Source organism: Enterococcus sp. 22-H-5-01 (assembly GCF_050310005.1).
GTDB lineage: Bacteria > Bacillota > Bacilli > Lactobacillales > Enterococcaceae > Enterococcus_A > Enterococcus_A hailinensis.
In genome coordinates, this window is the sequence record NZ_CP189993.1 from 2,009,905 (window position 1) to 2,030,751 (window position 20,847).

The 20,847-nt window shown below is 34.5% G+C and carries 19 protein-coding genes; all 19 read left to right on the plus strand.

Annotation, left to right across the window (positions count from 1 at the left end; translation table 11 throughout):
- Positions 1–3 precede the first annotated feature (3 nt).
- Positions 4–3,351 carry a SpaA isopeptide-forming pilin-related protein gene (locus ACQKTA_RS10200; RefSeq protein WP_427813638.1) on the plus strand — a complete coding sequence of 1,116 codons (3,348 nt, stop codon included), beginning with the start codon at positions 4–6 and terminating at the stop codon, positions 3,349–3,351.
- A gap of 724 nt (positions 3,352–4,075) precedes the next feature.
- The gene (locus tag ACQKTA_RS10205; RefSeq protein ID WP_427813639.1) at positions 4,076–4,741 is read left to right on the plus strand and encodes a hypothetical protein; all 666 of its coding nucleotides are present in this window, start codon (positions 4,076–4,078) and stop codon (positions 4,739–4,741) included.
- A gap of 73 nt (positions 4,742–4,814) precedes the next feature.
- Positions 4,815–5,417 (plus strand): class D sortase, encoded by a 603-nt coding sequence (locus ACQKTA_RS10210; RefSeq protein WP_427814548.1) that lies wholly within the window; start codon positions 4,815–4,817, stop codon positions 5,415–5,417.
- A gap of 15 nt (positions 5,418–5,432) precedes the next feature.
- The gene (locus tag ACQKTA_RS10215) at positions 5,433–6,278 is read left to right on the plus strand and encodes a hypothetical protein (protein ID WP_427813640.1); all 846 of its coding nucleotides are present in this window, start codon (positions 5,433–5,435) and stop codon (positions 6,276–6,278) included.
- 15 nt (positions 6,279–6,293) lie between these two features.
- Positions 6,294–7,094 (plus strand): YveK family protein, encoded by an 801-nt coding sequence (locus ACQKTA_RS10220; protein WP_427813641.1) that lies wholly within the window; start codon positions 6,294–6,296, stop codon positions 7,092–7,094.
- Positions 7,095–7,126: 32 nt separating this feature from the next.
- Positions 7,127–7,888: a CpsD/CapB family tyrosine-protein kinase gene (locus ACQKTA_RS10225; RefSeq protein ID WP_427813642.1), complete on the plus strand. Its 762-nt coding sequence runs from the start codon at positions 7,127–7,129 to the stop codon at positions 7,886–7,888.
- 6 nt (positions 7,889–7,894) lie between these two features.
- Positions 7,895–8,662, plus strand: a complete 768-nt coding sequence (locus ACQKTA_RS10230; protein WP_427813643.1) for a tyrosine-protein phosphatase — start codon at positions 7,895–7,897, stop codon at positions 8,660–8,662.
- Between the two features lie 21 nt (positions 8,663–8,683).
- Positions 8,684–9,400, plus strand: coding sequence for a sugar transferase (locus ACQKTA_RS10235; RefSeq protein WP_427813644.1), 717 nt, complete (start codon positions 8,684–8,686; stop codon positions 9,398–9,400).
- 14 nt (positions 9,401–9,414) lie between these two features.
- On the plus strand, positions 9,415–9,636 hold the full coding sequence (locus ACQKTA_RS10240) for a hypothetical protein (protein WP_427813645.1): 222 nt from the start codon (positions 9,415–9,417) through the stop codon (positions 9,634–9,636).
- The gene (locus ACQKTA_RS10245; RefSeq protein ID WP_427813646.1) at positions 9,633–10,532 is read left to right on the plus strand and encodes a glycosyltransferase; all 900 of its coding nucleotides are present in this window, start codon (positions 9,633–9,635) and stop codon (positions 10,530–10,532) included. The genes ACQKTA_RS10240 and ACQKTA_RS10245 overlap by 4 nt, the downstream gene beginning before the upstream one ends.
- A 16-nt stretch (positions 10,533–10,548) precedes the next feature.
- On the plus strand, positions 10,549–11,511 hold the full coding sequence (locus ACQKTA_RS10250; protein WP_427813647.1) for a glycosyltransferase family 2 protein: 963 nt from the start codon (positions 10,549–10,551) through the stop codon (positions 11,509–11,511).
- Positions 11,512–11,519: 8 nt separating this feature from the next.
- Positions 11,520–12,614, plus strand: a complete 1,095-nt coding sequence (locus ACQKTA_RS10255) for an EpsG family protein (protein WP_427813648.1) — start codon at positions 11,520–11,522, stop codon at positions 12,612–12,614.
- A gap of 11 nt (positions 12,615–12,625) precedes the next feature.
- Complete coding sequence (locus ACQKTA_RS10260) at positions 12,626–13,552, plus strand: glycosyltransferase family 2 protein (RefSeq protein ID WP_427813649.1); 927 nt, start codon at positions 12,626–12,628, stop codon at positions 13,550–13,552.
- Between the two features lie 47 nt (positions 13,553–13,599).
- The gene (locus ACQKTA_RS10265; protein WP_427813650.1) at positions 13,600–14,547 is read left to right on the plus strand and encodes an NAD-dependent epimerase/dehydratase family protein; all 948 of its coding nucleotides are present in this window, start codon (positions 13,600–13,602) and stop codon (positions 14,545–14,547) included.
- Positions 14,548–14,634: 87 nt separating this feature from the next.
- Positions 14,635–15,801 (plus strand): nucleotide sugar dehydrogenase, encoded by a 1,167-nt coding sequence (locus tag ACQKTA_RS10270; RefSeq protein ID WP_427813651.1) that lies wholly within the window; start codon positions 14,635–14,637, stop codon positions 15,799–15,801.
- Complete coding sequence (locus ACQKTA_RS10275) at positions 15,801–16,751, plus strand: ATP-grasp fold amidoligase family protein (RefSeq protein WP_427813652.1); 951 nt, start codon at positions 15,801–15,803, stop codon at positions 16,749–16,751. The genes ACQKTA_RS10270 and ACQKTA_RS10275 overlap by 1 nt, the downstream gene beginning before the upstream one ends.
- An 83-nt stretch (positions 16,752–16,834) precedes the next feature.
- A complete protein-coding gene (locus tag ACQKTA_RS10280) occupies positions 16,835–17,899 on the plus strand; it encodes a sugar-transfer associated ATP-grasp domain-containing protein (protein ID WP_427813653.1) in 1,065 nt (354 codons plus the stop codon).
- Between the two features lie 8 nt (positions 17,900–17,907).
- Positions 17,908–19,350: a flippase gene (locus ACQKTA_RS10285; RefSeq protein WP_427813654.1), complete on the plus strand. Its 1,443-nt coding sequence runs from the start codon at positions 17,908–17,910 to the stop codon at positions 19,348–19,350.
- A gap of 753 nt (positions 19,351–20,103) precedes the next feature.
- On the plus strand, positions 20,104–20,829 hold the full coding sequence (locus ACQKTA_RS10290) for a 7-cyano-7-deazaguanine synthase (protein ID WP_427813655.1): 726 nt from the start codon (positions 20,104–20,106) through the stop codon (positions 20,827–20,829).
- Positions 20,830–20,847: the final 18 nt, after the last annotated feature.

Here is a 20,847-nt window from a genome sequence, read left to right on the forward strand (position 1 = left end):
CCAGTGAGCAAAGGGGATCAAGCACCTGAGACGATCGAATTAAATGCCGGCGAAAACTTTATCAACTATAAAGGAAATGCTCGTTTCATGAAAGTCGATGGACATGCATTTAATCAAGGAGATACGGTGGCACTAGCTGGTGCGAAGTTCCAATTGTATGATGCAAGCGGAACGAATAAAATCGGCGAGGAAGTCACTTCAGGTGAGGATGGCTACTTCACCTTTGAAAACTTAGACCCAAGCACGACTTATAGTTTTAAAGAAACCAAAGCGGCACCAGGTTATATCCAAAATGAACAAGTCGCTCGCTTTACCACGCCAGCGACGAATCAAAGTGATACTGCTGTAACGATCAATTCTGCAGATCAAAAGCAAGTCATCGATGAACAAACGCCGTATAAAAATTACGAAGAAGGCGCACAGTTCCAAAAAGTCGATGAAAAGGGGCATGGATTGCCAGGAGCGAAGTATCAATTAGAAATCAAAAAAGACGATGAATGGACAGCTATCACGGATAAAGTCAACGGTGCGGGTGAGGACGGCTTATTTACTTCTGATACATTAGATGGTACCGTCCACGCGACAGAATTGTCACCAGGAGATTATCGTTTTATTGAAAAAACAGCGCCAACTGGGTATTTATTGAATACTAAAGTAATTACTTTTAATATAGAAAAAGAGATTGAAGGTAATCCGCCAGTCAAAAACATTGAGATCACTGACGATCAAAATGTAAACTATCAAGGTGCTGCTCAGCTTTATAAAGAAGCCGAATCTGAGTCAGACGACAGCTTTAATGCTTTGGCCGGCGCAAGCTTTGCTGTTTATACAAAAGATAATCAAAAAGTCACGACCGACAGTATCGAATCTGATGCCGACGGAAAGGTGACCGCAACTGGTTTAGCACCAGGAGACTATTATTTTAAAGAAGTTGCAACAAAAGATGATCACTATCTAGTCAATGAGACGACAGTGCCATTCACGATCCCAACCGAAGCAGAAGGCAGACCGACCGTGGTAACAAGTAATGAGGATGGTAAATTAAGCTTGAAAAATTACTTAGGCAGCCTAGAATTGAAAAAAGTCGGTCCTGATGATCAAGCATTAGCGGGTGCCACTTTTACTATTTATGATAGTGAAGGAAAAGAAGCGGGCACGGGAACTTCCGATGCTGACGGCCTAGTCCGAATCGATAAACTTTCACCAGGTAAATATACGATCAAAGAAACCGAAGCGCCAACAGGTTATTTGATCAATACTCAAACGGTAACATTTGAGATCGCAAATTCAGCCGCAGGCGAACCAAAAGCCCAAGTAATCAAAGCATCATTTAAAGATTATAAAGGCGCAGTGAAGTTAGTCAAAAATGATGCTAGCGGCAACCCATTAGCGGGTGCTGAATTTGTCTTATTGAATAGCGCCGGCGATGAAGTGAGAGATGGCGAAATCCAAACGTCAAATGCTGATGGTGAGGTCGTCTTTAAAGACTTAGCCCCAGATACGTATACGTTTAAAGAAATCAAAGCACCAGCTGGCTATATCAAAAATTTAGACACTGTTTCGGTCATCGTTCCTGATCGCTTCGAAGGTGATCCAGAAATTATTTCGGCAGATCAAGAATTGATCAATTACCAAGGGTCGGCTGAATTAACGAAGACCGATGACCAAGGTAATCCATTAGCGGGTGCTGCATTTAAAGTCATCGACGCGGATGGCAAAGATGTCGCAGGAAAAACAGCTCTTTCTGATGAGAATGGCTTAGTCCGAGTAACTGGACTGGCACCGGGAGACTATCGTTTTGTTGAAACAGATTCTTCTAATAAAGCGGGCGCAACAGGAAACTATATTTTATCAGGTAAAGAATTGGCCTTTACGGTTCCAGCTGAAAAGGCTGGCGATCCGGGAGTGAAAAAAATCGAAGGCGATGTGCAAAATTATCGCGGAAAGATCTTACTGCATAAAGTTGGACCTTCGATCGAGGATGACGATCAAGTCATCGGCCTTGAAGGAGCTGAATTCACCTTATATACAAAAGCAGATTTCAGCGATCAACAGCCTGTCAAGATAGTTTCTGATCAAACGGGTATGGTTGAATTTGATGATTTGGCACCAGGAACCTATTACGTGAAAGAAACCGCGGCACCGAAAGGTTATCTAGTCAATACTTTCCCAGTGAAAGTCGTGATTCCTGAACGTGCACCGGAAGTTTTAGAAAATTCAACAGCGGACAATACGTATACCGATGAAGAAGGGTATTTGAATACGATCGAAGAGGGTCAGTACATCGTCGATACTGGTGACTTCCAAAACGGACGTAAAGAAATAGACTTCAAAAAGACTGATGGCGAACCAAATGGTGATCTAGATGTAACGAAGACAGAATTTGCGTTGTATTACGATGATGGTTCGACAGATGGAAAATTAGTCAAAGAGCATTTGAGTCCGCAAAATGACGGTACGATTGATTTAAGCAATTTAGCACTAGAGAACGGCAGCTATAAATTGATCGAAACGAAAACGGCAGACAATTATCTGCTCAATAGTCAACCAGTCTATTTCGTCGTTGAGAACAATCAAGCGATAGGTGTTTCTGTCGATATGAAAAACTATCAAGGCTTCATCGAGGCAACCAAAGTCAGCGGAGATAAAAAATTAGCCGGTGCTGAATTTAAATTGTACCGTGCAGATGATTTAGCTGATCCGATCACGACAACGGATGAAGCAGGGAAGACACAAACGATCATTACTTCTGGAACAAATGGTAAATTAGTTGCTAGAGGATTGAGTGCTGGCGATTATGTGTTGAAAGAAGTCAAAGCACCAACTGGTTATGTCTTAGACACGACAGCACACAAATTTACAGTTACTCCTCAGCCAGGTAAAGTGACCGCAACTCAATTAGGCGCGCTTGAGAATTATCAAGGAAGTGTCGAGTTGACGAAGGTCGATAGCGCTGATGTGAATAAAACTTTAGCCGGAGCGACATTCCAATTGCTAGATGACGATCAAAAAGTTATCCAAGCAGCTCTGACTACAAATGCAAAAGGTCAATTGACGGTGAATGGACTTGCCCCAGGTCGATACACTTTCAAGGAAATCAAAGCGCCGACTGGCTATCAGTTAGCGACGAAGACGATCAGCTTCACGATTGCGGCCAGTCATCAAGGCAAACTAGAGACTGTAAAAGTGATCGCGAAAAATACTAAGACGCTGCCAACCAATAGTGGGGGATCGCATAAATGGTATTATCCAAAAACGGGTGAAGAAAAAGCCCGCTTCTTATCGATCATCGGCGGAGTCATTATAATAGTAGTGATCGGCTTGATCGTCTGGCGAAAAAGACGTAAATAGCTACGGAAAATAGAAACAAAAGATAAAGCTCGGTCTGTGAAACGCGAAAGCGACACAGACCGAGCTTTTTTTGTGTGCAACAATAAATTTAGCTTCTCAAAAACAAAATTGTTATAAAGGTAAGCTACTTTCTATTTATTTATAATTATACTAAAAAGGAATGTTTGTTCTTGAAAAAATAGTATATTCAGTAAAACGTTATCATGAAATTCTCATAATGAATGATTATTTGAATTTTATTGTAATTTTATAAAATAATACACATTTAATTTTTAGAATAATTAAATTATAAAATATCAATTAACAATATTTTGAAACCGTTACACCCTAGAAAGGTAAGCATCAATAAATGGGTTCGACGGCACTAATGATGATTTGCAAAAAAATAATAGACCAGGATATTTCGCAAAAACAAAATGAATTATCGTCAAAAATGCCTGTTTATTTCGTTTTATAAAATATTTAAGAACAATATTAGTAGAAATCCAGGAATTAACTAATATATTTTGTGGATTGTCAATCGCAATTGTTAATATAATAGTAACTAAAAAATAATATAATGTTTTTTAGTAAAATAAATAAGTCCTATTTTATTAAAATTAAATTTTGAAATTCGTTGTTTTTTTTTGAATTTGTCAGTATACTAATAAAAGCAAGGAAAATATGTTTTTTTTGCTAATATGTGATACTTGTAACAAAAATAATGAGCAAGGGAGGTATGTAAATGAAGAAAGTTGTAAGTGGAATCATTGCACTTGTCGCAGTCGTTTTATTCTTCGCACCAACAGCGCAAGCAGCTGGAGCGATCACTGCCGATGAGCAAAGAATCCTAGATGAGTTGAACCAAGGAGTTTCTGTTGGAGGGAAAACGTTTAACCTACGCGCGTCTGATATCGCGCAAGCGGAGAATCATTTGAAACAAAATGATATCTCAGCCAGCGAAGCGAACCAAGTGATCGCTAAAATCCAACAAGCACGTGCGTTGATTGCAAGTTCAGGAGTTGATGTTTCAAATATTAATTCGATCGAGGACTTGCTAAAAGCGTTACCGGCAGATCTTACGAATCAGTTGAAAGATATCATCACAGCTGCGGCTAATATCCTAGGATTGTCGATCTCGTTCCACCCAGGTGGTTTCTCAATCGTCCAAACTAATCCAGATGTTAATGGTTCAGGCACTGCTGATACAGATAATGGATCAGCAAGTAATAGTGCTGCCAATAATGGTTCTAGTACTACGGCATCTAAGCCAAGTACAAGTACTGTCTATTCATCAGGTAGTGCAGTGAAACAAACTGGCGCGACATACGCTGCTAGTGCAATTTCATTCGCAAGCTTATTACTTGTTGCAGCAGGTGCAGCAGTAGTAGGACGTAAGAAGATTGCATAAATCTTCTAGATTGAAGAGGGTTGGGGTGACCTTGGTCACCCCAATCATCTTTCTAATTTGCGGTTATTCTTTGATGTATGTGATAGGAAAACCTGTGATCCAATTCGTGACTTCTTCTATTCAAGTGTTTCTATTGACAGATACTCCCGATTTTCAAGCTACAGAACAGTCATTCACTGCTGTAGATAACCAATCAGTCAAAACCAATACCAACGATGAATTGCCATCGAGTGAGGTCGACTATCCAGTCGGAGGTCAGCTTTATGGGAAAGTAAAAATAGAAAAGTTAAAAATGGATGTTCCTTTATATTTCGGAGATACCGATGAAATTTTACGCAAAGGGGCCGGCCAATTTATGGGTTCGGTATATCCGGGTGAGATCGGGACGTCGTTGATCGGTGGTCACAATGTCGATGACTTCGGCAAGCTAGGCGCTGCTCAAGTAGGTGATGAGATCGAGATCCAAACGACTTATGGTAATTATACGTACCGAATCACCAAATTAGATGTACGCAATAAAAATGATAAAGAAATCGACAACATGATCTATCAACGCAATGATCGTCGTTTGATCCTGTATACATGCTATCCACTAGATAGTCTAGGATTGACGGATGAACGATTATTTGCCGTCGCGGAGTTTGTCTCTGGACCGATGATCAATGCAGACGAGTAGGAGGAAAGCCCCAGGATGAGTCACAGAACACGAATTATACCTCGGTGGATCTTAGCGTTTGTCGGGTCTTTGCTCCTGTTTGCTTCCGTTGCTTTGATCTGTATCCGATTGACGCTGTTCAATCAAGATTTTATGATCCGCCAAGTCCATAGCACCAATTATACAGAAGTAGTCCGCAAAGATTTGACCGATAGTATCCAAGACGTCGGTCGGGGTAGTAATATCCCACCGGAAGTATTGGCCGATGTCGTTACTGAAAAGACGGTCGCGACTAATGTGGACAATTACATTCGCAGTATCTACAACGATGTACCTTTCAAAATCCAAGGACAGGACGAGTTGAAAGAAAAAATCTTAACGAATGTCCAACAATACACACAACAAAAAAATATTACGATCGATGAAACGACCCAAACCAATCTGAATAATCTGGCTGAAAATGCATCGAAGAATTATTCATCATTCATCGAGATTCCTTATCTATTAAGTTATGGTCAAAAAGTCATGGCCTTCCAATCAGCGTTGACATTGATCTTGATCATCATGAGCGTGGCCTTTTTATTCGTCTTCATTGGATTGATCTTGATGGTCCGGATGAGACATCAAAGAGTCCGCTGGAGCAGCATACCGATCTTAGGTGCTGGCCTGATGCTTTTGGTTTTACCAGCAATTATTTATTTTAGCGGTGTCATCAATCGTTTAGGGATCTCATCTGAAGGGTTGTACCGTTTTGTGACTGGCTATGTCACGGCGTTTGATTTGACCTTTGTCTTTGCTGGCGTGCTCTTGATCGTCTTAGCGATCCTGTTAGTCTTGATCAGCGAATACATGCGTAACAAAAAATTACATAAAGGTCACTAATGAAGGGAAATGACTATGGAAGAAACAATCAGTTTAGAAGAACTATTCCAAGTACTCAAGAAGAAAGCATTGCTTATTATTATGATGACAATTGCTGGGATCGGAATCGCAGCAGGTGTCACATTCTTTTTGATTACACCTAAATATGATTCTGCTGCCCAATTGATCGTCCAAAATACACAAAATGAGGCAGCGAATACTAATTTACAAAATGACATCAACGGCAACGTACTGATGATCAATACCTATAAAGATATGATTAAAGGCGATGTCGTGATCGATGCGGTCCAAAAAGAATTAAGCGACAAATACCAATACACGTATAGAAACAGCGAATTAAAAAATATGATCGAAGTGGAACAATCACAAAATTCTCAAATGTTCCAAATCGTGGCGACATCACCAGAACCAAGAAAAGCGGCAACGATCGCCAATACGACAGCGATGGTCTTCGAACAAAAAGCCGAAGATGTCTTAGCCGTCAATAAAGTGACGATCACCTCAAAAGGCGTCGTGCCATCCAGTGCGATCTTCCCAAATAATAAATTGAACTTATTGATCGGTGCTGTAGTTGGTTTGATGATCGGTGTGGGTTTAGCTTTCTTGATCGAGTTATTAGACAAGACAGTCAAAGACGAACGCTTTATCGCCGAAGTCTTAGAATTGCCGATCTTAGGTCAAGTATCAGAAGTCAGCAAAAAAGAATTGTCTAAATCACGTGTCACTGCCGATGCGACACCGCAAGAACCAAATAACGAAACAGTCAATCACGATCATAATCGAAAAACGACCACTCGTCAGCGTAGACGGGTCTAATCGATAAATAAGAATGGGGTGCAAAATCTTAGATGGCCAAAAAAAATAAAGGCATCACGCCTGTTAATCTGATCGCTGCGATCAATCCTTTTTCGACCGCAGCTGAACAATATCGGAAGATCCGGACCAATATCGAGTTTTCTTCTGCTGATAAAAAAATCAAAACATTAGTCATGACCTCATCTGGTCCTTCTGAAGGTAAGACGACGACGGCGGCGAACTTGGCGGTAGTCTTTGCCAATGCCGGCAGTAAAGTCCTGTTAGTCGATGCCGATCTGCGGAAACCAAACGTGGCACTAAGTTTCCGTGTTCCTAACGTTAATGGTCTAAGCAACTATCTGACTGAAGCGAATGCCACAAATGATAGCTTTTTGACTAATCATAATGCAAGCCATTCAGAATTGGCTCAGGGGGATAATCAAATCGGCAGCCGCTTAGTTGAGACCGATATTGAAAATCTTTATCTCTTCCCAAGTGGTCCGACACCACCGAATCCGTCTGAATTATTGGCTTCAAAACGGATGCAAGAATTGGTCGATACATTGGCCGCATCTTTTGATCTCGTGATCTTTGATATGCCGCCGGTCGTAACCGTGACTGATGCACAGATCATGTCCTCGTATGTTGATGGGACGATCCTCGTTGTTCGTGAACGTAAGACCAATAAACAAGCAATCCAAGAAGCGAAGCATTTATTAGATATGGTGAAAGCTAAAATCATTGGTGTGGTCTATAACGGCAAGAAGCAAAGTGACGAATCCTACTATTATTATGGTACGGAAGGAACGAAGTGAGACTAGATGATTGATCTACATAGTCACATCCTGCCAGGTGTCGATGATGGCGCTGCGACATTAGAGGATAGTTTGGCGATGGCTCGAAAAGCCGTCGATCAAGGCATCACTCATCTGATGTGCACACCGCATCACAACAATGGCAAGTTCAATAACCTCGCAAGTGAAGTCATCCCAGCTGTCGATCAGCTGCAACTAGAGCTGGATCAACGGGAAATCGAGCTGACCTTATTAGAAGGACAGGAAATTCGCTTAACAGAATATCTGCTGTCAGAGATCGAACAAGGTGAAATACTGTTCACCGATCTAAATAACACGTATCTGTTAATCGAATTTCCCACTAATGAGATCCCAGAATATGCCGAACAACTTTTTTACCGCTTATTGAGTCAAGGACACACACCAGTGATTGTTCATCCCGAACGGAATGCCGGCTTTCGCGCCGAGCCCAATCGATTGATACCGTTTTTAGAGATGGGAGTCTTGACCCAATTGACCGCACCAAGCATCGTCGGAGTATTCGGAAAAGAGATCAAAAAGACCGCCAGACAAATGCTAGAACATGGAATGCTATATATGGTGGCCTCTGATGCACACAATTTAAAACAACGCTCGTTTTATTTGAAAGAAGCTTGTGCTGAAATCCGAAAAATTGGCGGCCGAAAAATGGTGGCAGCGATGGATCAAATGGCGAGAGATCTCGTCAATGGCGATCCAGTCACACGACCGGCCTATCAGGAGATGAAAGAGACATGCTTTAAATTTTTTAAGTAAAAATGGTTGGAGGAGTTAGCGATGAAAAGTGAAAAGACCTTAGTAGAAGAAATCATTCTTGAAAATAAACCCTTTTCTAGTCAAGGTTCTACGCGTTTGATCTGGCTAGATAAATCAAAAATCAAAAGAAGAAAAGCTTATGATTTTGGCAAGCGGTTCATCGACATCGTCTTAGCTTCTTTGGGCTTGATCTTCATCTCGCCGGTGATTGCTTGGGTAGCTTACAAAATCCACAAAGAAGAACCGAATAAATCAGTGATCTTCGCACAGAAACGGGTTGGTCGGGATGGAAAACTATTTACGATGTATAAGTTCCGCTCGATGTGCGTCGATGCCGAAGCTAAGCTTTCAAAACTACTAGATCAAAATGAAGTCGAGGGTGCGATGTTCAAAATGAAAGAAGATCCGCGAGTAACGGAGATCGGTAAATTCATCCGCAAGACCAGCCTGGACGAATTACCACAATTGATCAATGTGATCAAAGGCGATATGAGTCTGATCGGTCCACGACCGCCGTTGCAACGAGAAGTCGCAGAATATACACAGTATGACATGCAACGTCTGTTGGTCAAGCCAGGCTGTTCGGGGTTATGGCAAGTCAGCGGCAGAAACGATGTGCACTTCAATGAGATGGTGGAATTCGATATCGAATACATCCAAAAACGGAGTATCCGTTATGATATTTCACTGATCGTAAGAACAATCAAAGTAATGATTAAGCCAGATGGGGCGTATTAAGAAAGAGGATATTTATGCCTGAAGAACCAATTAGAGTTGCGATGATTATGGGGAAAATGATTGGCGGTGGTGTGGAAGCGGTGGTCATGAATTACTATCGTCACATTGATAAAAGAAAAATACAATTTGATTTTATTATAGATGAAGATTCTATCTCCGTCCCTGAAGAAGAAATTATCAACATGGGGGAAGAATCTATCGAGTACATCCATACCAACAAGTCTTCTCTTATATGAAAGATTTGAAAGAAATTTTCGTTGAAAATAACTATAAAATTGTTCATTCTCATATCAACTCTTTAAGTGTAATTCCATTACGAGTAGCAAAAAAATGTCGTATTCCTGTGCGCATTGCTCACAATCATAGTACTGCTGCACCAGGAGAATATAAAAAAAATCTTATGAAATACATTTTGAGATTTTTCTCAACTATTTATCCTACGCATTACATGAGTCCGACAAGATATGCTGGTGAATGGCTTTTTGGGGAAAAAGTGGCCAATAACGAATTATTTGTCTTAAAAAATGCAATTTCAGTTGAAAAATTTGCATATAATGAAACCGTTCGTAAAAAAATACGAGAAGAATTACATTATTCTGAAGTTGATTTTGTGATTGGAAATATCGGTCGATTAGTTTGGCAAAAGAATCAAAAATTTGTTATTGATGTTTTTGCTGAAGTTAAGAAAACTCATCCAAATGCTAAGCTTTTGATTGTTGGGGACGGGTCGATGAAAGAAGAATTGATTGAGCATGCTAAAAATATGAAGATTTTTGATAACGTGCTATTTTTGCCAAATAGTCCTAATGTACAGAATTATTATCAAGCTATGGACTTTTTCTTATTTCCTTCAAATTACGAAGGTTTAGGAATGGTTGCTATTGAAGCTCAAGTTTCTGGACTACCCGTACTCGGATCTACGATGATTCCTGAAGATGTTAATATTACTGAATTGTATGAAAAAGTTAATTTAGAGAAAAATGTTACTGAGTGGGCAAAGCATGTTGTCAAACCTTCAAAGAAACGTTTCAGCCATTTAGAGAGTGCTCGTGAAGCGGGTTATGAAATCAGTGAATCAGTGAATGAGTTAGAAAAGATGTACTCTAAATACGTTAGTCAAACAAAAAAGTAATGAGGGATAGTTATAAATGAATAAAGAATATTTAATTAGTGTAATAGTTCCGGTATATAATGTTGATAATTATTTGGAAAAATGTATTAATTCACTCTTATTGCAAACGTTTAAAAACATGGAAATAATTTTAGTAAATGATGGCTCGACAGATAAGTCTTCCTTTATTTGTGATGATTATTCAAATAAAGATTCACGTATAAAAGTAATTCATAAAGATAATGGTGGTTTATCTGATGCGAGAAATGTAGGCATTGATTATGCGACAGGAAAATATATAACATTTATTGATAGTGACGACTATCTCGGCGAAAATCATATATATAATTTGTATAAAGGAATAACTTTCGAAGAAAATATTCAGATAAGCATTTCTAAATTGAATATGGTGAATGAATATTTAAAAAATATACCGAGTGAAAGTATTCAAAATATTGAATTATTTGATGTAGAAGGAGCATTAAAAGAAATGCTTATACAAAAAAAATTTGACACAAATGCATGTGGAAAATTATATGACAAAAATCTTTTTGAAGGTATTAGATTTCCACTAGGAATGGTATACGAGGATTTAGATACAATATACAAATTGTTTGATCTATGTGACAAAATAAGTTTAACGAATACAAATGATTATTTTTATGTTTATAGGAGTAATAGTATTAGTAATGAGAGTTTTAATGCAAAAAAGATGGACATTGTAGAAATTACCGATAATTTAATACATTTTGTTGAGAGCAATTATCCTTCATTAACTGAGTATGCATATATGAGAGCAATGAGCGCTTGTTTAAATGTTTGGAAACAAATTGATGGAAATAAAAACAAAGAGCAGAACAAAATTTTATGGAATAAGGTTAAATATTCAAATTCAAAATTTTCTATTTTTAATCAATCTAGAATTAAAACGAAATTTGCTAAAATATTTATTTGTTTTGGAGGGAGTATGACAAAAAAAATATTGAATACTATTGGATAGGAGAAACAATGGTTATATATATAATTTTATTATCAATTTTAATAATCACTTTATTTTTTTCTGTTAAGCAAAATAATGTAGAAAGATTTTTATACTTATTTTTAGTATCTATACTTGTTATGATCGCAATATTCAGAGCTAATACAGTAGGAATGGATGTATCAAATTATGAGCGTATATTCTCTAGAATTTCTAATCAAGATATTTTGACGGTCATAAATAATTCGGATGGTTCTATTATTTACGATGTATACAATAAATTATTATCAATGATTACGACAAATGTACAGGTGGTAACTATTACTAATAGTGCAATTATTATTATAGCTAATGCCTATTTCATACGTAAAATGTCGAAAAATCCTCTATTTAGCCTGTTTTTATATTATACGTTATATTTTTATGCTTATAATTTGACCGCTGCCAGACAATCTATAGCGATTTCTTTATGCTTAATTTCAGTATGCTTTTTATTCAATGGAAAGAAAAAAAGTTCACTATTATTAAATATATTAGCCATTGGAGTACACAATACTGCAATCGTTGGACTGGTGTATCAAATATTATGTAGGATTAATTGGACTAATAAAAAGTATATATTTCTAGCTATAATCTCAACCATAGGAATGACCGGTTACTCTTTTTTTATTAAGCTATTTTTAATAATTTTCCCTAGATATATCATGTATTTTAATGGTGGACAATATTCAATTAGTGATGTGGGAGAAGGTAAAAAAATATTCGTTACATTCTTCTATCTTTTCGTATTATTAGCTCTATTCATTTTTTATCGTGCTCCCTATTCAACAATTCAAATTGAAGAAAAAATTTTTTCTGTTCAAATATCTGCAATGATTATTGCTGTAGTTATTGGAGTCATATTTTACAACAATCTATTGATTTCTAGAATTGAAGTTATGTTTTCTTTTTATGCAATTGTCTTCATCCCCAATGTATACAAGTTGATTTCAAAAAGATTATTGAACAATGTATATAGCGAATTTATTTTGATATATTTTTCATTACCCATTTATATAGTTATTTTTTTAGCACAAATTTTAAGCAATATTAATGAAATAGTACCATATAGTTTATTCTGGTAGGAGATAGTTTGATGGATACAATAAGTGTAGTAATTCCGACCTTTAATAGAAAAGATAATTGGAATGATATTTTTCTGAATAGATCGATTAGAAGTGTATTAAAGCAGACACATAAAAATATTGAAATAGTAGTAGTTATAGATGGTTTGTCTCAGTGTACCAAGAAAGTTATTGACAAAATAAAAAAAGAAAATAAAGATTTTTTAGGTGAAATTAAATGCATAGAAACAGGAAATAAAGTTGGAGGTTCTAGAGCTAGAAATATAGGCATTGAGAATAGTACTGGCGAATGGATAGCACTCTTAGATGATGATGATGAATGGGTAAATAATAAGCTAGAAAAGCAGCTAATGACATTAAAAGAGTTAGGATCAAAGTCTAAGAAAACGTTCTGTTTTACATCTGTTTTAATGCCTGAAAAAAACCAAATTTTACCTCGAAAAAATTGGAATAATGACATTGATTTATGTGAGTATTTATTTTATACCCATAATGGTAGAAAACAAGGTTTTATACAAACATCTACAGTTTTTGCACATAAAGAGTTATTTAATTCTTGCATGTTTACAGAAGGCTTGCCACAGCTACAAGATTGGGATTGGGAACTGAAAGCTCGATATGAAAATAAATTTGATATTATACAAGTAAGAACTCCTTTATCCTATTACTATTCTGATGGTCCAGAGAAAGTATCACAAGGTAGAAGAGGACCATATTTTGAAAAGTGGTTAAAAAACAGGAAACAATATTTTGATAAAAAAAGTTATAACTGTTTTTTTATAAATATTGTTTTGAAAGGTTACGTAGATAAATCTATTAGTAAAAAAAATAATTTAAAATTAATTTTAAAATTATTTTTTGCTAATATTTCTTTTAAAGAAATAGATAAAGAGTGCTTATTAAGTTTCTTAAAATTATGCATAGAATTAATTGGATGAAATGTTTTTAATTAAAATAATAAAAGTTAATTCGGAAGGCGGATATAATGAAAAAAGTACTAATTACTGGTGGAGTGGGATTTGTAGGCTCTTCGTTAGCTAATAGATTATTGCAAAACTATATTGTCTATATTATCGATGATCTTTCAATGGGAAACGTAAATAATTTAAACAAGAGCAAAAATATTTATTTTGTACAAGGTTCTGTTACAGATAAAAATTTAATGACTAAACTAATCAAAGAAAATAATTTTGAATATATTTTTCATTTAGCTGCCATTGCTAGTGTCGCAGATTCGGTTGAGCGTCCATTAGATACGCATAAAGTAAACTTTGATAGTGTATTGATGCTTTTAGAATTATGCCGAGAGTATCAAAAAAATTTGAAAAGGTTAGTATTTTCATCTTCGGCTGCTGTTTATGGAGATGAAGAAACACTACCCAAAAAAGAGGAATCTGTTATCCGTCCTTTGACTCCTTATGCAATTGATAAGTTTTCGGCAGAACAATACGTTTTAGATTATTACTCTTTATATGGTATTCCCACTAGTGCGGTTCGTTTTTTCAATGTTTATGGACCAAATCAGAATTCTAGTTCTCCATATAGTGGTGTGATATCAATTATAGTAGATAATTTTAAAAAAATTAAAGAAGGTAAAATTGCTCACTTTACAATATACGGTGATGGAGAACAATCTAGAGATTTTGTTTATATTGAAGATGTTTTAGATGCATTAATAATTGTAGCTACTTCAGATAATAGTTTAGGAACTCAATATAATGTAGGAACGGGTACTGGAACAACTTTAAACTGTTTAATTGATACTGTAAGTTCTATTTTAAAAATCAATCTTCCAATTATCTATGAAGAAAGTAGAGCTGGCGATATTAAGGAATCATTAGCCGATATCACAAAATTAGGAAAAATAGGATTTAATCCTAAATTTGATATCGTGACTGGAATGAACGACTATTTAAAAGCAAAGTTTCAATAATGTAGTTGTGAACTGATTAAAAACTTTAGTTTGAAAGGAATAAAATTGATTATAACATTGAAGTCAATTTAATTTTGGGTATTAGTAATGAAAGTATCAGTTTTTGGTTTAGGTTATGTTGGTTTAGCCAACACTTTGTTATTAGCACAAAAAGAACAAGTAAAAGCGTATGATATTGTTTCTGAGAAAATTGAAATGCTTAATAATAAAAAATCTCCATTGGAAGATAAAGAAATCCATGAATTTATGGAACGCGATGATTTGAATGTTGAATTTACCCAAGATTTTGAATCTGCAGTTAAATTCGGTGATTATTTGATTATTGCAACACCAACAGATTATGATGAAAAGAAAAATTACTTCAACACTTCTACTGTAGAAGATGTGATCGAAAAAGCATTGGCTATTCGACCAGATGCAACATTCATCATCAAATCAACTGTTCCGGTAGGATATACAGATGAATTAAGAGAGAAATATGGTACAGAGAATATTATCTTTTCACCTGAATTTTTACGAGAAGGTCGGGCTTTGTATGACAATTTACACCCATCAAGAATTATCGTGGGTGAATGTTCAGAACGTGGACAAGAGATTGCGGATATGTTTTTAGCAAATGCTTTAGATAAAGATGCTCAAATTTTGTTAACGCATTCTACTGAAGCAGAAGCAATCAAGTTATTTTCAAATACGTATTTAGCGTTACGTGTGGCATACTTCAACGAATTAGATACGTATGCGGAATCGCATGGCTTGAATAGCAAGCAAATCATTGAAGGCGTTGGCTTGGATCCGCGTATCGGTGACCATTACAATAATCCATCATTTGGCTATGGCGGCTATTGCTTACCTAAGGATACCAAGCAACTTTGTGCTAATTATCAAGATGTGCCAAGTAACATCATTAAAGCAATCGTTGATGCGAATACGACACGGAAAGATTTTATTGCTGAACAAATTTTAGCGAAAGATCCTAAAATTGTCGGTATCTATCGTTTAACGATGAAAGCTAATTCAGATAATTTCCGCTATTCTTCGATTCAAGGCATCATGAAACGCTTGAAAGCAAAAGGAATCGAAGTCGTTGTCTTCGAACCAACCTTAGACGAGGAAGAATTCTTCCATTCAAGAGTAATCAAAGATTTCGAAGAATTCAAATTAGTTTCAGATGTGATCGTCACTAATCGTTTTGAACCAGAACTTCAAGAAGTCGAAGAAAAAGTCTACACAAGAGATATATTTGGAAGGGATTAATGATTGTTTTGAAAATAAAAAAAATACTGAAATCTAGTCTATTATTTCCATTATACAAAGAAAGTAAAATTAAATTTATTCAAAAATATCCAATTCTTTATACAAGGATTGTGTATAAGAGATTTTATAAATACTCATTAAACTTAGAACACCCTGTAAAGCTATCTGAAAAAATTCAATATTTAAAATTATTTGTATATCCTAAAAATGAAAAAGTTATATTAGCGGCAGATAAATTTACGCTACATGAGTATTTAGCGGAAAATAATTTAAGCAAGTACAGTGTGCCTTACATAAAGATTATCGATGATATCAATAAATTATGCTTGCAAGAATTACCTGATCAGTTTGTATTAAAAAAGACGAATGCAAGTGGGATGAACTTGATCGTTAAAAATAAAAATAAGTTAGACGTTGTAAAGACAAAAGATTTATTAAATAAGTGGATGAATACAGACTTTGGAGCTTTGAGCACAGAGCACCATTATTCAGCAGCTATACCTCAGATTATTTGTGAACCATTCTTAGATTTAGGTGATGAATACAGATTTTTTATGGTGTCAGGAGAAGTTGCGTTTATCCAAGTTATTAAGTGGGATTGGACAATAAGTCAAAATGGGGAAAAAAGTGAAGACAATGATGTGATAACTGGACACAAAAAACATTATCGATTATTTTTTGACATTAATTTAAATTTGATTCGTTCAGATGATGGAGATTATAAAAAAAATATTTCAATTCCAACTTATTGGGAAGATTTGATACATGTGTCTAAAATAATTGGAAAAGATTTTCCAGTAGTTAGAGTGGATTTTAATGATGTTAATGGAGCTCCAAAGATTACTGAGTTGACATTTACACCTGCAAATGGATTTTTAAGTATCTTGAGAGATGAGGAAAAGTTAGATTCAAAACTTGGAGAACAGCTAGAATTAAGCGGAATTAGTTAAGGGAAAATATCCTCAAGTTATTAAATCTATTACTACTTTAGGGCTTATAGTTCTCAAATAACTATTATTAAGGAATGACAAATATGCAGAAAATATTAAATAATTTAAAAAAAATAAGGGCGAAACATAAATTAAGGAAGGATGTCAATCATTGGATAGAAGTGGTTAGTATTAAAAAAAATGTTGAACCGTTATCCAATGAATTTAAAAAAGAAATACAAAGTTATTATAAACAATTTAAAATTCCTATTAAAAAAGATTTAAATACTTTCAAATTTTATAAAAATGTCACGGGCATAGAGGATGTCCATTTTTTACCAGAAAGCTTATTTTTTTTAGAAATTTTACCATTATTAAATAATCGTAATTTAGTTTCTGCATACGGTGATAAAAATGTATGTGAAGTTTTTTTTCCAAATTTTGATCAGCCTAAGACAATAGTAAAGTGTATAAATGGTTTTTACTATATCAAGAATAAACTCGTGACTCAGGATAATATGTATAAAAAGTTGATGAATTATCCAGAAATTGTAGTGAAGAAAGCATTGGATGGAAAATCTGGAGGAAAAGATGTAGAGTTTTTAACTAATATAAATGAGATATCAGTTGATTCTTTAGAGGGAAGATTTGGGAGTAACTTTATTGTTCAAGAGCCATTAAAGCAACATGCATCTTTAAATAATATTAATCCATCTTCCATAAATACTTTAAGAATATTTAGTTATTTAAAACAGGATGGAGAAGTGATCATATTGTCATCTTCACTGAGATTTGGACGTAAAGGTTCTAGGCTTGATAACGCAAGTTCCGGGGGATTACATGTTGGAATTGATAAAGAAGGAACAACTAAAAAAATTGCTTGTGATGTTTTTGGAAAATTCTTCACATCAGACGAAGTAAAAGAAAAATTTGCGAATATAAAAATCCCTTCATTTAAGGAAACCCTCAAATTAATTAAAAATAACCATCAGCAATTTTCACAAATGCGTTTTATTGCTTGGGATATTGCTATTGATGAGCAAAATAAACCGATTTTAATTGAAGTAAATTTAGGTGGTCCTGGAATTAAATTAGGTCAAATAGATAATGGTCCGATATTTGGTGAATATACTGATGAAATACTTTTTGACTTAAGTAAAAAAATGTAAAAAAGTATATGATTGAAATAGGAGTTAATAAATTGAAAAAAATAGCGTCTAATTTTATTTACCAGTCTTTATACCAAGTTCTTATTATCATCATGCCAATTATTACTGTACCCGTAGTGTCCAGAGCTTTAGGTCCAAAAGAATTGGGAATATATAGCTATGTTAATTCTATTACATCTTACTTTGTTATGGTGGCGGGATTAGGCTTGGCAGTGTATGCTGCAAGAGAAATTGCACGAGTAAGGGACAATTTTTATGATTTATCTAAACGATTTTGGGAAATTCAAGTTTTTAATATGATTATCGCTTCAATAGTTTTAATAATTTTCTTTTTTGCTACACGTTTTATGAGATATTCTGAATTTTATAATATACAGTCACTAGTGATAATAGGAACATTTTTGGATATTACTTGGTTTTACACAGGAACTGAAGATTTTAAAAAAATAGCCATAGCCAATACAATTATCAAATTATTTACTTTCATTTTGATTCTTTTGTTTATAAAAGAATCAAACGATTTGTCAAAATACTTTTATATACAATCATCGAGTACATTACTCTCACAAGTTATTTTATGGGGATTTATTAAAAATAGAATAACCTTTGTAAGAGTTAATATAAAAAGTGCTTTTATGCATCTATTTCCTGCTCTTAATTATTTTATTGGAAAAATTGCTGTGCAATTCTACACTACAATGAATACTACCCTTTTAGGTGTTTTAGGCTCTACCACACTAGTAGGTTATTATACAAATGCGCAAAAACTTTCAACAATTTTTATTGCTATTATTGGAACACTGGATACGGTGATGTTGCCCCAGTTAACTAATCTCAATGAAAAGGGAGAAGAGAAAGAGATGATTCGATTAATGGAGACTTCTTTATATCTTAATCTCTTCGTTACGATTCCTGCAATGTTCGGTATTATTGCTACCAATGAAAAAATTGTTTCTTGGTTTTTTGGAGAAAAATTTGAGTTTGTAAAAGTAATAACGCCTCTTCTAGCTCCGTTAATTATGATTATTCCGTTAGGAACAGCAATAAATCGACAGTATCTAATCCCAAGAGGGAAAATTAAAGAATTAAATATCTCATTAATTTGCGGTGCAATCTCTGGTTTTACTTTAAATCTGATATTAATTCCTCTATTTGGAATATATGGTTCAGTAGTGGCGACTTTGGCATCACAGTTATTAGTAACAGGATATCGATTGATTAAGTTGTATCAAGAAACATCATTTAGATATGATTTAAAATTTGTTACAAAAATTTTGTTCGCAAGCATTGTCATGTTAACTGTAATTAAACTTGCAACTAATAAAATGAGTGCTACGCCTGGAACAACAATAATTCAATCTATCCTTGGATTAGTAACTTATTTTGTATTAGTCACTCTTCTAAAAGTAAATCCGTTAATTAAGATATTAAAGGGACTCAAAAAAAGCTAATTTAATAATAAAAACAGTATCGATAAAAATAGACAATTGGATGAATATTGATTATGGTTTGATTTCAACAGAACCACATTATTCAGCGGATATTTCTAGGATTATTTGTGAATCATTTTTGAAATTAGGTGGCGAATTTAGTTTTTTGCGGTGTCTGGAAAAATTTCATTAATATAAATTATTAAATGGGAATGGAACATAGATAGGTCAGAAAACTCTATAGAAAATAAAGTGGGCATAGTAAACATCATAGAATATATTTTGATTCTGATTAAAGCTTTATTTGGTCGAACATTAATAAAATAGTTGGGAAAATTAAAATAACTGAACTACTATGTACGCTAGCAAATAAACCATTCAATGATTTGCCAAATTCATTTATCATGAAGAAAACAAAAGTTACTATTTAACAGTATCGATTTAAGGGATTACCATCCGAAAGAATCCTAACCTTAGTATTATTATTGATATTATGAAGAAGGCATTTAGGCTTATCAAAACAAAATTTATAAAGTAGAAGTTAGTAAATTGAGAGGTATGAATCGCTGTATCTATTTTAGTAATGATAAATTAAAATGTGTACCATACAGAAAGAATTATGTTTTTAGCAAGCACTCTTGCAAACTTAACATTTTCCTTTCTATATACACTAGTGATCTATTTGAATTAAGTTTGATTATTTTCTTATGATATTGTCACACATGCATATTAAATGGATAAAATTAAATTATTGATTAATGGTAAGGAGAAAAAATGAAAAATATTTTATGGACCGGTGGTTGGGATTCAACATTCAGAATTTGTGATTTAGTTATTATAAAAAAGATTTCAGTACAACCATTTTATATTATCGATTCAAATAGATCATCAAATAGTGTTGAATTAGAAACCATGAAAAAGATTAAGAAAAATATTTATAGAGATTTTCCATATACTGAAGGTTTAATAGCAGAACCCGTTTTAATTCGAATCGAAGAAATTAGTGAAAATAACGAAATTACAAATAAATTTAATAATCTTACAAAAAAATCATTTATGGGTAGTCAATACGATTGGCTCGCTCGATTTTCTGAGGAAAATAATATTAACAACTTAGAATTAAGTATCCATAAGGATGATAATGCAGAGTACTTTGTTAGAAATTATATTAAACCTATAAATGAAGAAAAAGATTTTTATTATGCATTAGATAAAGATATGTATAATAGTGATTACGGTATTTTTAAATATTATCATTTTCCATTATTAGATCTAACCAAGATTGAAATGGGAGAAATTGCTAAAAATAATAATTTTGATCATATTATGGAAATGACTTGGTTTTGCTTCAATCCTACTCGTTCACGTAAACCTTGTGGATATTGTAATCCTTGTAAATATACTCGTGAAGAAGGCTTAGGCAGACGAGTTCCTAGTAAGTTGCATGGGAAATATAATAGAATTGAGCGTGCGATACTTAAGCGATTAACCATAGTGTGATTTATTTAATTTTATTGT

Bases quoted from the DNA above. Each gene is read 5' to 3' on its own strand.
- ACQKTA_RS10205 (WP_427813639.1), top strand. From the start codon at position 4,076: ATGAAGAAAGTTGTAAGTGGAATCATTGCACTTGTCGCAGTCGTTTTA.
- ACQKTA_RS10210 (WP_427814548.1), top strand. From the start codon at position 4,815: ATGTATGTGATAGGAAAACCTGTGATCCAATTCGTGACTTCTTCTATT.
- ACQKTA_RS10215 (WP_427813640.1), top strand. From the start codon at position 5,433: ATGAGTCACAGAACACGAATTATACCTCGGTGGATCTTAGCGTTTGTC.
- ACQKTA_RS10220 (WP_427813641.1), top strand. From the start codon at position 6,294: ATGGAAGAAACAATCAGTTTAGAAGAACTATTCCAAGTACTCAAGAAG.
- ACQKTA_RS10225 (WP_427813642.1), top strand. From the start codon at position 7,127: ATGGCCAAAAAAAATAAAGGCATCACGCCTGTTAATCTGATCGCTGCG.
- ACQKTA_RS10230 (WP_427813643.1), top strand. From the start codon at position 7,895: ATGATTGATCTACATAGTCACATCCTGCCAGGTGTCGATGATGGCGCT.
- ACQKTA_RS10235 (WP_427813644.1), top strand. From the start codon at position 8,684: ATGAAAAGTGAAAAGACCTTAGTAGAAGAAATCATTCTTGAAAATAAA.
- ACQKTA_RS10240 (WP_427813645.1), top strand. From the start codon at position 9,415: ATGCCTGAAGAACCAATTAGAGTTGCGATGATTATGGGGAAAATGATT.
- ACQKTA_RS10245 (WP_427813646.1), top strand. From the start codon at position 9,633: ATGAAAGATTTGAAAGAAATTTTCGTTGAAAATAACTATAAAATTGTT.
- ACQKTA_RS10250 (WP_427813647.1), top strand. From the start codon at position 10,549: ATGAATAAAGAATATTTAATTAGTGTAATAGTTCCGGTATATAATGTT.
- ACQKTA_RS10255 (WP_427813648.1), top strand. From the start codon at position 11,520: ATGGTTATATATATAATTTTATTATCAATTTTAATAATCACTTTATTT.
- ACQKTA_RS10260 (WP_427813649.1), top strand. From the start codon at position 12,626: ATGGATACAATAAGTGTAGTAATTCCGACCTTTAATAGAAAAGATAAT.
- ACQKTA_RS10265 (WP_427813650.1), top strand. From the start codon at position 13,600: ATGAAAAAAGTACTAATTACTGGTGGAGTGGGATTTGTAGGCTCTTCG.
- ACQKTA_RS10270 (WP_427813651.1), top strand. From the start codon at position 14,635: ATGAAAGTATCAGTTTTTGGTTTAGGTTATGTTGGTTTAGCCAACACT.
- ACQKTA_RS10275 (WP_427813652.1), top strand. From the start codon at position 15,801: ATGATTGTTTTGAAAATAAAAAAAATACTGAAATCTAGTCTATTATTT.
- ACQKTA_RS10280 (WP_427813653.1), top strand. From the start codon at position 16,835: ATGCAGAAAATATTAAATAATTTAAAAAAAATAAGGGCGAAACATAAA.
- ACQKTA_RS10285 (WP_427813654.1), top strand. From the start codon at position 17,908: ATGATTGAAATAGGAGTTAATAAATTGAAAAAAATAGCGTCTAATTTT.
- ACQKTA_RS10290 (WP_427813655.1), top strand. From the start codon at position 20,104: ATGAAAAATATTTTATGGACCGGTGGTTGGGATTCAACATTCAGAATT.